General features: G+C 48.7%; 14 protein-coding genes, 7 tRNA genes and 1 rRNA gene. 21 read left to right on the plus strand and 1 reads right to left on the minus strand.

Annotation, left to right across the window (positions count from 1 at the left end; all coding sequences use genetic code 11):
* Positions 1-10 precede the first annotated feature (10 nt).
* From rrf to ACHWTJ_RS14080, 18 genes are all read left to right on the plus strand, one after another.
* Positions 11-126, plus strand: a 5S ribosomal RNA gene (gene rrf, locus ACHWTJ_RS13995).
* An 11-nt stretch (positions 127-137) separates the two neighbouring features.
* Positions 138-212: transfer RNA gene (locus ACHWTJ_RS14000), tRNA-Asn, on the plus strand.
* A gap of 2 nt (positions 213-214) precedes the next feature.
* A tRNA-Glu gene (locus ACHWTJ_RS14005) sits at positions 215-289 on the plus strand.
* Positions 290-302: 13 nt separating this feature from the next.
* Positions 303-375 (plus strand) — tRNA-Thr (locus ACHWTJ_RS14010).
* A gap of 37 nt (positions 376-412) precedes the next feature.
* Positions 413-496 (plus strand) — tRNA-Tyr (locus ACHWTJ_RS14015).
* 4 nt (positions 497-500) lie between these two features.
* Positions 501-573 (plus strand) — tRNA-Lys (locus ACHWTJ_RS14020).
* Positions 574-579: 6 nt separating this feature from the next.
* Positions 580-651 (plus strand) — tRNA-Gly (locus ACHWTJ_RS14025).
* A 9-nt stretch (positions 652-660) separates the two neighbouring features.
* Positions 661-736, plus strand: a tRNA-Ala gene (locus ACHWTJ_RS14030).
* 212 nt (positions 737-948) lie between these two features.
* Positions 949-1857: an arginase gene (gene rocF / locus ACHWTJ_RS14035; protein ID WP_294739651.1), complete on the plus strand. Its 909-nt coding sequence runs from the start codon at positions 949-951 to the stop codon at positions 1855-1857.
* 125 nt (positions 1858-1982) lie between these two features.
* The gene (gene sigW / locus ACHWTJ_RS14040; RefSeq protein WP_023466660.1) at positions 1983-2546 is read left to right on the plus strand and encodes an RNA polymerase sigma factor SigW; all 564 of its coding nucleotides are present in this window, start codon (positions 1983-1985) and stop codon (positions 2544-2546) included.
* Between the two features lie 16 nt (positions 2547-2562).
* Positions 2563-3183 carry an anti-sigma factor gene (locus tag ACHWTJ_RS14045; protein ID WP_294739648.1) on the plus strand — a complete coding sequence of 207 codons (621 nt, stop codon included), beginning with the start codon at positions 2563-2565 and terminating at the stop codon, positions 3181-3183.
* Between the two features lie 79 nt (positions 3184-3262).
* A complete protein-coding gene (gene cdaA / locus ACHWTJ_RS14050; RefSeq protein ID WP_283205695.1) occupies positions 3263-4123 on the plus strand; it encodes a diadenylate cyclase CdaA in 861 nt (286 codons plus the stop codon).
* On the plus strand, positions 4123-5409 hold the full coding sequence (locus ACHWTJ_RS14055) for a YbbR-like domain-containing protein (protein WP_294739644.1): 1287 nt from the start codon (positions 4123-4125) through the stop codon (positions 5407-5409). The genes cdaA and ACHWTJ_RS14055 overlap by 1 nt, the downstream gene beginning before the upstream one ends.
* A 29-nt stretch (positions 5410-5438) precedes the next feature.
* Positions 5439-6794, plus strand: coding sequence for a phosphoglucosamine mutase (glmM, locus tag ACHWTJ_RS14060; RefSeq protein ID WP_294739641.1), 1356 nt, complete (start codon positions 5439-5441; stop codon positions 6792-6794).
* Positions 6795-7207: 413 nt separating this feature from the next.
* Positions 7208-9004, plus strand: coding sequence for a glutamine--fructose-6-phosphate transaminase (isomerizing) (glmS, locus tag ACHWTJ_RS14065; protein ID WP_294751906.1), 1797 nt, complete (start codon positions 7208-7210; stop codon positions 9002-9004).
* Between the two features lie 75 nt (positions 9005-9079).
* The gene (locus tag ACHWTJ_RS14070; protein ID WP_294751904.1) at positions 9080-9643 is read left to right on the plus strand and encodes a hypothetical protein; all 564 of its coding nucleotides are present in this window, start codon (positions 9080-9082) and stop codon (positions 9641-9643) included.
* Positions 9644-9666: 23 nt separating this feature from the next.
* Positions 9667-10434, plus strand: coding sequence for a carboxylesterase (locus tag ACHWTJ_RS14075; protein WP_294751901.1), 768 nt, complete (start codon positions 9667-9669; stop codon positions 10432-10434).
* 38 nt (positions 10435-10472) lie between these two features.
* Positions 10473-11072: a short chain dehydrogenase gene (locus ACHWTJ_RS14080; RefSeq protein WP_294751898.1), complete on the plus strand. Its 600-nt coding sequence runs from the start codon at positions 10473-10475 to the stop codon at positions 11070-11072.
* Positions 11073-11110: 38 nt separating this feature from the next.
* Here ACHWTJ_RS14080 and ACHWTJ_RS14085 read toward each other — a convergent pair whose 3' ends face one another.
* Positions 11111-11284: a hypothetical protein gene (locus tag ACHWTJ_RS14085; protein ID WP_156357224.1), complete on the minus strand. Its 174-nt coding sequence runs from the start codon at positions 11282-11284 to the stop codon at positions 11111-11113.
* Positions 11285-11413: 129 nt separating this feature from the next.
* Here ACHWTJ_RS14085 and ACHWTJ_RS14090 point away from each other — a divergent pair, with 129 nt between their 5' ends.
* The 3 genes from ACHWTJ_RS14090 to ACHWTJ_RS14100 are packed head-to-tail and all read left to right on the plus strand — an operon-like array spanning position 11414 to position 13360.
* Positions 11414-11974 (plus strand): isochorismatase family protein, encoded by a 561-nt coding sequence (locus ACHWTJ_RS14090; RefSeq protein ID WP_294748339.1) that lies wholly within the window; start codon positions 11414-11416, stop codon positions 11972-11974.
* A gap of 13 nt (positions 11975-11987) precedes the next feature.
* Positions 11988-12470 carry a GNAT family N-acetyltransferase gene (locus tag ACHWTJ_RS14095; RefSeq protein ID WP_294751895.1) on the plus strand — a complete coding sequence of 161 codons (483 nt, stop codon included), beginning with the start codon at positions 11988-11990 and terminating at the stop codon, positions 12468-12470.
* On the plus strand, positions 12467-13360 hold the full coding sequence (locus ACHWTJ_RS14100) for a phosphotransferase family protein (protein ID WP_294751893.1): 894 nt from the start codon (positions 12467-12469) through the stop codon (positions 13358-13360). Before ACHWTJ_RS14095 ends, ACHWTJ_RS14100 begins: the two co-directional genes overlap by 4 nt.
* Positions 13361-13388 lie beyond the last annotated feature (28 nt).

Raw genomic sequence — 13388 nt, forward strand, 5'->3', positions numbered from 1 at the left:
AGCCCGATCGTCTGGTGACGATAGCCAAGTGGTCACACCCGTTCCCATGCCGAACACGGAAGTTAAGCACTTGAACGCCGAAAGTAGTTGGGGGCTTCCCCCTGTGAGGATAGGACGTTGCCAGGCATTTAATTTATTCCGCAATAGCTCAGTGGTAGAGCAACCGGCTGTTAACCGGTAGGTCGTAGGTTCAAATCCTACTTGCGGAGCCAATGGCCCGTTGGTCAAGCGGTTAAGACACCGCCCTTTCACGGCGGTAACACGGGTTCGAATCCCGTACGGGTCACCATTATACTTTTTGTGCCGGTGTAGCTCAGCTGGTAGAGCAACTGACTTGTAATCAGTAGGTCGCGGGTTCGACTCCTGTTGCCGGCACTGTTTTTCTTAATTGTATAAGTTTCCTAGACAAACTGGGGGGGTAGCGAAGTGGCTAAACGCGGCGGACTGTAAATCCGCTCCCTCGGGTTCGGCGGTTCGAATCCGCCCCCCCCCACCATGTCGAGCCATTAGCTCAGTTGGTAGAGCATCTGACTTTTAATCAGAGGGTCGCAGGTTCGAATCCTGCATGGCTCATTTCTTGCGGAAGTAGTTCAGTGGTAGAATACGACCTTGCCAAGGTCGGGGTCGCGGGTTCGAATCCCGTCTTCCGCTTTTTCTTTCGGGGCCTTAGCTCAGCTGGGAGAGCGCCTGCCTTGCACGCAGGAGGTCAGCGGTTCGATCCCGCTAGGCTCCACCAATTTTATTTAAAGATCTTAAGCGAGTTTCGTTCGTCTTAAGTTTTTTTTATTATGAAATGCCAAGCATAACCAGAGTACGTACGCAAGAACACCGTGATTCCCTTCACGGTGTTTTTTTGTATATTCATGCGTTTTTTTGTTGAGTTGAACCACTGGATTGTTACCGCTTACAATAAATGTAGAAGTGACTATGACATAGGGGGAATATCGTATGAACATCGCGTATATCAGCGTACCGTACCGTTATGGACAAGGAAAGCCAGGCACTGAACACGGACCTGCTGCTGTCGAAAAAGCCGGTCTACTCGCGACACTCGAAGCACGGGGACAAGAAGCAGTACGCTACGGGGAAGCGGCTGTCTTATCCGAGGATGCGGTTCGAGAAGAAGATCCGAAGCTAAAACGTCTCGAAGGCGTCGTCCACACGACGAATGACTTGCACCTGATCGTTCGTGACGCGTTATCAGAACAACGTTTTCCATTGTTAGTTGGTGGCGATCACAGTATGGCGATTGGAACGATTGCAGGGCTTCGTCAAACTGTACCACGTCTTGGTGTCATCTGGTTCGATGCACACGGTGATTTGAATACACCGGAAACATCACCGTCTGGTAACATCCACGGCATGCCGCTCGCTGTCGCCCTTGGGGAAGGGCATCAGCGTTTAACAGAAGTCGGAGGGACCGATGTCAAACTGCAACCGGAACATCTCGTCTTCATCGGATTACGTGATGTTGATCCAGGGGAACAAGAGCTGATTGATCGTCTTGGTATTCGTGTCTATGGTATGGAAGCGATCCGAACTCGGGGAATGGACGCGATCATGGAAGAAGCGATTGCCTATTTGAAGGAAACGACGGATGCGTTCTATCTTAGCTTCGATATGGATGGTCTCGATCCATCACTCGTCGTCGGTACAGGAACACGTGTCGCTGATGGCATTTTCTTAGACGATGCAAAGACGGTTCTCAAGCATTGCGCAACGGCAGAAGACTTCATTGCAGCTGAATTCGTTGAAGTGAATCCGTTACTTGAAGAAGGAAACGGAACAGCAGAACTTGCGAATGAACTGATTGGAGATTTACTTTTGGCAATGGAAACACATCGCTTAGTAAAATAATGGATAGAACTTGAACTCTTTTCGGCGGAGTTCAAGTTTTTTTTGTTACAATTTAAAAGGAGATGAAACATTTATCGGTCGACTTCGTATAAGAGATTGACCGCATAGAGCGGGGGGTATTCAAAGTGGAAGAAACGACACTACGCTTAATCGAGCGAGTGAAACAGGGAGACCGTGATGCTTTTGCGGCACTTGTTGATCTATATAAGGAAGGTGCTTTTCTTGTGGCTTTCCGCGTCTTGCGCGATCGAATGGAAGCGGAGGATGCGACACAAGAAGCCTTCATCCGTGTATTTACGAAGATTGATTCGTATAATGCACAATGGAAGTTCCGGACTTGGTTGTATCGAATAGTCACGAATGTATCGATTGACCGATTACGGAAAAAGAAACCTGATTATTCTCTTGATGCTGAGATGTCAGGTACTGAAGGACTGACATTGTATTCACAACTCGAGAGCAAGGACACCTTGCCGGAGGACCAAGTGGTCGATAACGAGCAACGAAACGAAGTCGGGGATGCGATTGCGGCTTTACCAGAAAAATACCGTGTCCCACTCGTCCTAAAATATGTAGAGGATCTTTCGCTAAAGGAAATCAGTGAAATGATCGAATTACCTGTCGCTACTGTCAAAACTAGAATTCATCGTGGACGGGAAGCGCTGAAGAAGCATTTTGCCAAACGATGAGAAGGAGGAACTCACCATGTCACGAGAGCATGTACATGAACGGATCCAGGATTATTTAGACCAAAACCAACCACCTGAGGAATTCGAACGATTGGAAGCAGAGTTACGGGAAGCGGACGCGATGGACGAGTTCGAAGAGTATCGACTCCTTGATGCTCGACTGCGTCAACTTCCAGCGCCCAAATTATCGGCAGATTTTACATCCCGCGTGCTGGCACAATTGCCCGACCAGGTGGATACGCCGAGCGCTGCTTTACTGCATCAACCGCAGCCGTCCCGTTTTGGAGGGAAGATGAAACAATACCCATTGCTCGCGGCAGCGGCTGTTTTCTTACTCTTGTCGGTCGGTAGCCTTGGTGGTTATATGGCACAGGAAGAACATGACTTATCCTACACGAATGCACCAGGCATCGTCGCTCAAAATGGTGAGGTCGTCGTCCCGAAAGGCGTCACGGTCAATCAAGATCTATACGTCGAAGGCGGGAACGTCCGCATCGAAGGGAAAGTGAATGGCGACGTCATGACCGTTGACGGAAAAGCTTACATGGCGAGTGCCGGTAGCGTGACCGGAGAAATCAAGGAAATCGATCAATTATTCGAACGCGTGTGGTATGGAATCAAACGTCTATTTCAATAATCAGCTGGGACGAGTCGAACTCGTCCCTTTGTGCTATAATGGAAACTGTTTAAATCAGATGAGTTAGGGGGCACGGTTGGTGAATTACTTCAGCTGGCAACCACTTCAATTTCAATTGTTGAAACTGGGAGAAAACGTACATTGGTACGATTATATTAATGATGTGATTGATATCGCGGTCGTGACGTTCGTCATTTACCGTCTCATGATCATCGTCAAAGGAACAAAAGCGGTCCAACTTATTAAAGGGATCTCGGTCATTTTGATCAGTTGGTTCCTGAGTGGTTTTTTTGGACTCAAAACATTGCAATTCTTATTGAATCAAATCATCACCTACGGATTACTGGGGATTATCATCATCTTTCAACCCGAACTCCGGCGTGGACTGGAACACTTAGGACGAACGAGTAAATTCTTCTCACGTAGTGCGATCAGTGATGAAGATGAACAAGTTCGAATCGTCGATGCGCTCGTATCGTCTGCTCAGTATATGTCAAAACGTCGTATCGGAGCCCTCGTGACGATTGAACGCGAGACCGGACTGAGTGAATACGTGGAGACAGGTATTCCGCTCGGCTCACAAATCACGAGTCAGTTGCTGATCAACTTGTTCATTCCGAATACACCCTTACATGATGGTGCCGTCATCGTCCAGCAAGGCAAGTTAGCAGCAGCCGCTTGTTACTTACCGCTATCGGAGAGTGCACATATCTCAAAAGAGCTTGGAACACGTCACCGCGCAGCAATCGGTGTTAGTGAAGTGACGGACAGCGTCACACTCGTTGTCTCGGAAGAAACGGGTGGTGTCTCACTTGCTATCAATGGACGTCTGTATCGGGAACTCGATGAAGAATCCTTACGGACGAAGTTGCTTGAGACGATTGTCAAGGTCGAGCCGACGAATACTTCCTTCTTGAACTGGATGGGGGCGAAAAAATAATGTTCGAAAAGTGGTTCAATGAACGCTGGTTCTTACGCATCGTTGCTGTTGCCTTAGCCGTCATGTTGTATTTGATGGTCGCAGGTTCGAATCCAACAGGAAAAAGTGATGCCGCTAGTCTGTTACCGATCGCAGGACAAGGTTCGACGAAGTTTGACGTACCGGTTACGGTCCAGTATGATGAATCGCAATGGGTCGCCTATAATATTCCAAATACGATGGAGGTCACCGTTAAAGGTCCTTCGAGTAGCTTGACGATGCTCCGGCTCGTACAAGATTTCGGATTATCGATTGATTTGCAAGGACTCGACCCGGGCTATCATCGTGTCCGTGTTACACCGACAGGCTTCGGAAAAGATGTCGAGGTGACACCGAAACAACAGACGATCGAAGTATTCCTCGATAAGAAGATTACGAAAGAAGTACCGGTACAAGTTGCCTTACTCAATAAAAACAAAATCGCTGAAGGTTATGTAGCGGGAGAAGCACAACCGAACCAACAAACTGTTGAAGTTACGGGTGGGGCGGAGAAGCTACAGGCAATTTCAGCGATTCAAGTACCGATCGATGTTACCGGTCGGGCGGAGACGTTCAAAGAGACGTTCAATGCTAAAGCGACCGATGCGAACGGGAATACGATCAATGCATCTTATCAACCGGAACAATTAGAAATCACCGTACCGATCTATAAGGAAAGTAAGACAGTACCGATTAATGTGAAGACAAAAGACGACGTCAAAAAAGGGTATACCGTCGTCAAGATTGTTCCTGTCACGACGGAAGCTCGTCTGTATGGGACAAAAGAAGAATTGGAGCGGATTGGTTCCGTTGATACGGAAGCGGTCTCGCTCAAAGGATTGACGAAGACGACCGAAAAAACCGTCAAACTCGTCGAACCGGAAAACGCGACGGCGATGGATCCGACACAGGTTACCGTCAATATCGTCGTTGAAAAGGAAAACGCGAAATCGACGACAGAAACCGTCGAGGATCGAGCAGAGAAAACGATCCCGGGTGTAACGGTCACATTGAACGGGTTTGATGAGTCGAAGTATACGATTGATTATAACCAAACGATAGATGTCGTTGTCCGTGGGAAAGAATCTGATTTAGCATCGATTGATGCGACGGATATTAAAGCGGTCATCGACGTGACAGGATTAAAAGAAGGAACGCATGGATTGCCGATTTCCTACCAGACGTCGAAAGCCTTCGACGTCCTGCGCCCGGATAACATGGATGTCACGTTAAAAGCCGTGCCTCGGACATCCGTTCCGACCAATTAAAACAAATTAGTGAAATGAGGAAATAACATATGGGTAAGTATTTTGGAACTGACGGCGTACGCGGCGTCGCAAACGTAGAATTGACACCGGAACTGGCGTATCGCCTCGGTCGAACAGGTGGTTACGTATTAACAAAACACGAAAGCACACGACCAAAAGTCTTGATTGGACGCGATACACGTGTTTCTGGTCAAATGCTTGAGAACGCACTTATCGCGGGTCTGTTATCAATCGGTGCAGAAGTCATGCGTCTTGGTGTCATCTCGACACCAGGTGTCGCATATCTGACAAAAACAATGGATGCGACAGCAGGGGTCATGATTTCCGCGTCGCACAATCCAGTGGAAGATAACGGAATCAAGTTCTTCGGATCGGACGGCTTTAAGCTTGATGATGCAACAGAACTTGAAATCGAAGCATTGCTCGATGAAGCAGAAGACACATTGCCACGCCCAGCCGGAAAAGAACTCGGCTTCGTTCATGATTATTTTGAGGGCGCACAAAAGTATCTGCATATGCTTCGTCAGACATCGGATGAAGATTTCTCAGGCATCCATGTCGCGATTGACGGTGCACACGGAGCGACGTCAAGCCTCGCACCACGTCTATTCGGTGACTTAGAAGCGGAAGTATCGACGATCGGAACGAATCCGAACGGACTCAACATCAATGATGGTGTCGGTTCGACACACCCTGAACACCTTGCTGCCTTCGTCAAAGAAAAAGGTGCAGATGTCGGTCTGTCATTTGATGGCGACGGCGATCGTTTGATTGCAGTTGATGAGAACGGCGATATCGTCGATGGTGATAAAATCATGTTCATCTGCGGAAAATACTTGAACGAACTTGGTCGTCTGAAAGACAACACGATTGTTGCGACGGTCATGAGTAACCTTGGTTTCCATAAAACCGTCAAAGAAAACGGAATGACGGCACTTCAGACAGCAGTCGGTGACCGTTATGTCGTCGAAGAGATGCGTAAGAACGACTATACGCTCGGAGGCGAACAGTCGGGACACATCATCTTCATGGACTACTCAACGACAGGGGACGGCATGTTGTCAGGCGTCCAGTTGTTGCAAATCATGAAAGCGACAGGGAAGAAATTATCGGAACTCGCAGCTGAGATGCCGATCTTCCCACAACGCCTCGTCAACATCCGTGTCTCAGATAAAAATGGTGCAATGAGCGGTCCTGCCGTGCAAGCAATCATTGCGGAAGTCGAAGCGGAAATGGCGGGCAACGGACGGATCCTCGTTCGTGCGTCAGGAACAGAGCCACTCGTTCGTGTCATGGCAGAAGCTCCGACACAAGAAGCGTGTGATGCATATGTTGAGCGGATCGCGAATGTCGTTCGTGAAAACTATGCGTTACAAGAAAATTAAGCAGCCCGAAGCAGAGCGATGCTCTGCTTCTTTTTTTTACAATTATTTTAGAAAAACAGCTTGAGATTTTTACAAAATATAGGGATTATACGTATTGATTAGTGAAATATCGGGAATAGTTACAACTACGTTACCTTTCTTGCTTTTTCAGATTAAAGTTCGTATGATGGTGAAGTCGGACAGAAACGGAGTCAGACGGAACTAACAAAGCGCCAGGGCTTTCTTCGTAGGATGAAAGCTGACGAGGTGGAGGTTTATCGAATCATTCGGCGGATGCCTCCCGGTACCAGGTCCATACCGTAAATCGTTCTGAAATCGTCCAAGTGATTGGACGGACAAACAGACCGATCGGGATCCTCTCAACAAGAGCCGTTTCCTCTTTAGGGAAATACTTGTAAATGGAGAGATGTAACATGTGCGGAATCGTAGGTATGATTGGACAAGTCAACACGAAGGAAATTTTATTAAAAGGTCTCGAGAAGCTCGAGTATCGCGGCTATGACTCGGCAGGTCTTGCGTTCGTCAACGACGGCGTCCAAGTCCATAAAGAAGTAGGCCGGATTGCTGCGCTACGCGAAGTCGTTCCTGCTGATGCAGACGGCACAGTCGGAATCGGACACACACGCTGGGCGACACACGGTGTTCCAAGCGTACCAAACGCGCACCCGCACCAAAGTGCGTCAGCACGTTTCACACTCGTGCACAACGGCGTCATCGAAAACGATGAGCAGCTAAAAGCGGAATTGAATGTCGATCTCCTCAGCGACACGGATACAGAAGTCATCGTTCAGATGATCGAAAAGAACTTCAACGAGACAGGTGACGTCGCGGAAGCATTCCGTCAAACACTCCGCGTCTTGCACGGTTCGTATGCCCTCGCATTGATCGATGCGGAAAATCCAGACGTCTTATACGTCGCAAAAAACAAATCACCACTTCTCGTTGGTCTCGGTGACGGTACGTTCAACGTTGTCGCGTCAGACGCAATGGCAATGTTGCAAGTAACGGATCAATTCATTGAGTTGCATGACGGTGAGATGATCATCTTGACGCGTGATAGCGTCACGATTCAAGATCTCGACGGGAACGTCCAAGAGCGTGAAGCGTACACGGCTGAAATCGATGCATCAGATATCGAAAAAGGAACGTACGCGCACTACATGCTTAAAGAGATGGATGAGCAACCAGCAGTCATCCGGAATATCGTTCAAAAATATCAAAACGAAGCAGGCGACATCACACTCGATCAATCGGTCCGTGATCTCGTACTCGGTCGTGACCGTGTCTATATCATCGGTTGCGGAACAAGCTATCATGCTGGTTTGATCGGAAAACAGTTGATCGAACAAATCGCAGGCATCCCGACAGAAGTGCACATTTCTTCTGAGTTCGGATACAACATGCCATTATTGACAGAGAAACCACTCTTCCTCTTCCTTTCACAATCAGGTGAAACAGCGGATAGCCGTGCTGTTCTCGTCGAAGCGAAAAAACTCGGTCACCCGGCACTGACGATCACGAACGTTCCAGGATCAACATTGTCACGTGAAGCAAACGCAACATTGTTGCTCCACGCAGGTCCAGAAATCGCTGTTGCTTCAACAAAAGCGTATACAGCTCAAATCGCTGTTCTCGCTGTCCTTGCGTTTGACCTTGCTCAAGCAAAAGGAGTTGCCGTCAACTTTGATCTCATGAAGGAACTCGGTAAAATCTCAAGTGCGATGGAGTCGGTCATGTCTCAAAAAGATCGCTTCCAAGAAATCGCGACAGAATACTTGTCTGAGTCACGTAACGCGTTCTTCATCGGTCGCGGACAAGATGCATACGTCGGGATGGAAGGTGCATTAAAACTCAAAGAGATCTCGTATATCCAAGCAGAAGGATACGCTGGTGGAGAGCTCAAGCACGGTCCGATCGCTTTGATCGAAGACAACACACCGGTCATCGCGCTCGTGACACAACCACACGTTCATCTTAACAACCGTGGGAATATCAAGGAAGTCGTCGCACGTGGGGCAAACGCGTGTGTCATCGCAGCAGAAGGTCTTGAATTGCCGACAGATGCATTCGTCATCCCAGCAGTCGAGCCACTCTTGTCACCGCTCTTGTCGGTCTTACCACTTCAATTGATTTCATACTACGCGGCACTCGGTCGCGACTGTGACGTCGATAAGCCACGTAACTTGGCGAAGTCGGTAACGGTTGAATAAGGAAACAAATTGACTCCAAATGACAGGCGTGTGAGCGTCTGCCGTTTGGAGTTTTTTATATGAGAGGAGAATAAGATGAACCGATGGCTTACAGCATTTCCTAAACGATATGAACAGGACGTTCAGGTCGTTAAAGCGTGTCTACCGTTTGGATGGACACGCTTATCACCAGGGACAATTAAAGTGAAGATAGAATACGAACACATACAGATTCCGATGCGTTTGTACTTATTAGAGGTCGACGCGGAGCGTATTAAGAAGCTGACGTCGACGCAACAGACGATTTTATATTGCCTCTACACGCGTCATCATGACGGTTACGTCCGTGAGCATTATCTCCAACAGTTACTTAAAACTCGTCCGCGCGACGGATGGGTCCTCGCCTATGTCATCGAACTTGCTAGTGAGTACATCCGTGAAATCGTCGATATCATCGTACCCGCAATCGAGCAATGGGATTCGGAAGTGAAGCGGCGATTCGTCGAGGATGATCCAGCATACATGAAGCGAATCGAGGATCGAATGATCAGTTACTGGAATGCTTATTACCGCTCTGGCGAACGACGGTCCGAAGCAAACTACCCAGGCTTTCGGATTATAGAATCGTTACGGGAGGGTGTTTTGGTAGAGGAAATGTGAAGAGATGAAAAGGAGGGGCGCACTTGATTACGAAATCAAGGGATTTGTACTTAGAAGGAGCTGGACCTGCTATTTTGTTGTTACATAGCTTTACTGGTAGTGCGAATGAGATGCGGGGACTCGCTCGTTTTTTACATGCAGCCGGGTATACCTGTTTCGCACCGAACTATGCCGGGCACGGAGAATCGCCGGAGCGTTTGTTTGCGACGACGATCGAAGACGTCTGGCAGTCCGCACAAGCCGGACTCGCGTTTTTACATGATCGAGGACACAACGACATCTTTTTGATCGGACAATCACTCGGTGGAGTGATGGCACTTCGACTGGCAGAGCAGTCAGGATGTGCCGGACTCATCTTACTTTCGACGCCGATTCTTGAGCGGACGATCGCCGGACTCGAGTATCGCGTTCGTCGCTATACAGAACGGTATTTTCAATTTGACGATCGTTCGCAAGAGTGGATTGCAGACTTTGTCGCCTGTCATTTTCCACGACCAGAAAAAGACTTACGAGCACTGCAACAGTTCATCCTCGACACAGAAGTCGTCTTACCGAAGATCACGCAGCCCATCGCTCTTTTCCTTGGCGCATTAGATGATACCGTCTATCATGCAAGTCTCGAGCGAATCGAAACGACGGTACCGAGCCGAGATCAGAAAAAAGTCCTTCTTCCGAACAGTAAACATTTACTGACGCTCGATCGGGATAAACAGTGTTTGTTCGAAGAAATCCTCGTCTTCTTGAAGACCCACCCGGTACATTCCTTGAAACCATCATCTACTGTGCAGTAGGCTAGATAAGTAAGCTAGACGCGAAAGGGGAAGGAATCATGCGAATTTTAGTAGTAGGGGCAAGCGGAACGATTGGGCAGGCAGTCGTCGAACGGTTGAGTGAGCGGCATGACATCATTCGTGCTGGACGAAGCGGAGCGGATGTACAAGTCGATATTACATCAGAAGCAAGTATCCGAGCGATGTATGAAGCGGTCGGTTCTGTTGATGCCGTCATCAGTGCCACAGGTGGCGCTCATTTCGGTCCATTGACGGACTTAACACCGGAGCTTAATCAAATCGGAATCGACAGTAAACTAAAAGGTCAGGTCAATCTCGTCTTGCTTGGTTTAGAGTCCGTACGAGACGGCGGAAGCTTTACGCTGACGACCGGCATCATGATGGACGATCCGATTCGTCAAGGCGCATCCGCTGCGCTTGCGAACGGTGGGGTCAAAGCGTTCGTTCACGCAGCAGCGATCGAGATGCCACGAGGCATTCGAATCAACAGCGTCAGTCCGAACGTACTGATCGAGTCGCTTGAGAAGTACGAACCCTTCTTCCGTGGTTTTGAAGCCGTTCCGGCGTCACGTGTCGCAACGGCGTTCGAGAAAAGTGTCGAAGGGGCACAGACGGGGCAAAATTACGAAGTCTATTAACTAAAAAAGCAGATAGCGAAAAATCGCTATCTGCTTTTTTAGAATCCGGATATAACATAACGTTCGATCCCGAATAATAAGAGAGTGATCCCGAGACAAATGAGTAAGTTGCGGACGAACCAGCGACCTGTCATCGTCCGGTTCATGATCAGTTTCTCCAGTGTCAGATTGACGAGAAGCACACATAAGAAGATGACGCCAAACCAAATCATCCAGACACATCCTTTCCTTCTTCTTAACGAATCCAACAGCTAAAAAGTTTCACGTCCGTCAGGAGCAGGAAATCATTCAGAAGAACGGGAAGGAAACAAGCAGTCGATTTTATAAGGAGGAACATGACGATGAAACAAGCAGTCCTAGTGATCGATTTTCAACAGGAACTCGTCGACGGAAACACAGAAGAACGTCCTTTATACTTAAAAGAACAAGTCGCGCACGTCATCGAAGCGGTCGTACTCGAAGCAGACGAACGGAATATCCCGATCGTCTTTATTCGGGATCTGGATGTCGCCGGCGGAACAGGGTCTGGGTTTGCAGTCCATGACTCGATTCCCGTTCCAGCGTCCAGTATCACGTTTGATAAAGCGGCGACGAATGCGTTTCATGGTACCCCTTTGCTTGATTATCTACGCCAAGCATCGATTGAACATCTGATCGTCCTAGGCTGTAAGACGGAGCACTGCATCGATACCGCGGTGCGTAGTGCGACGGTGCATGGCTTTGATGTCACGCTTGTCGCTGACGGGCACACGACGAACGGCTCTGATGTCCTGACGCCGGAGCAAATGATCGCTCACCACAATCAAGTCTTGCACGGTCATTATAACGTCGAACATTTTGCGATTGTTCGTCCGTCGACGGAAGATGTCTTCACCCCAACCCACAATGATTACCGGACATGAAGAGGAGAATAAGATGATTGAATTACAAAAAATAACAGCGCCCGATTACGAACGCTACGCAACGCTCGTCCAAGATGAACGTGTCATGCGTTACATTACGGAACAGGCATTAACAGATGCGGAAACGAAACAGCGCTTTGACCGAATCCTTGAACAACAGCAGCACGACCGACTCGGATCGTATTTGATTTATGCCGAAGAGACATGGATTGGAATCGGGCACATGACCCGGAGTCAAACGCAACCGTTTGAAGCAGAGCTCGGTTACATGCTGCTACCCGATCAGTGGGGAAGTGGATACGGCACAGCGATTGCAGAGCGTCTGTTACAGTTAGCGACAGAAGAAGAGCTACAGGTCGTCACGGCAACGATTGATCCAGCACATGAAGCATCGCGCCGTATTTTGATCGGATTAGGTTTTGAATCGACCTATGTTGGACCGATTGACGGTCTACCAGGTGAAACGCTACAGAAAATATTGGGGACGACGGAATGACACGAGACGAATGGATTGAACATTTTCAACTCGACGTCGCAGCATACGCGACTGTCGATGAATCGTATAGTTCTGAAGTCGATTGTCTCGTCCTAACAGATGGTCAGGTCGTTTTCTTAAAGCGACCGTACACGGCTGAAAAGTGGTACCGGGAGCGTGGCTGGATTCATGTACTAGAAGGGTTTGTACCCGTGCCGCACATCTTAGCTGAAGCAGCTCCCGGGCAGACGACCGGATCGTTCGTGCTTGCTGCCTTACCGGGACAGGCACCGGTCACGATGACTAAAAAATTGGCGTACGAAATTGGTCGAACGCTCGCAATGCTACATACGTGTACAGGAGAAGCTTACGGCGAGTATACGGAAGACGGATTTTATGCCTATCCGGTTCAGGACTGGCGGCGCTTCCGGAATGAAAAACTTGATGGATTCATGCCGTTCATCACGACCGAACTCGATCCGGTTTTTTTAGAGAACATCCAAACAGAGTTAGTCAGACGAGAACAGTCGTTACCGGAGCCTTCACGTCCCGTTGCCATACATTGTGACTTCCGCCTAGCAAATTTACTGACGATAGGTGATCAAGTCACAGGGTTGATCGATTTCGAGACGACCCGCTACGGGGCCGTCGAGATGGACTTCACGAAGATCGTCCGTAATCTCAAGTCGTTCGGTTCCATTTACGTCACGGCATTTCAAGAAGGATACGCGACGTTACACCCAGACGTGCCGATCGAGACGTATCTAGCATACTATCGTTTGTGGGAAGCACTCACGGCCGTCGGGTGGTGCATCAAACGTGGACTAGAAGAGCACCGGGCGTTCTTTGAGGAGAACATCATGCTCATCGAGCAGGAATTACAGATGACGAGCATATCGAACGGGTATTGATTCACCCATGTCTTGGAAGAAACCTCTA

It is taken from the genome of uncultured Exiguobacterium sp., assembly GCF_964277885.1.
Taxonomy (GTDB): Bacteria; Bacillota; Bacilli; order Exiguobacteriales; family Exiguobacteriaceae; genus Exiguobacterium_A.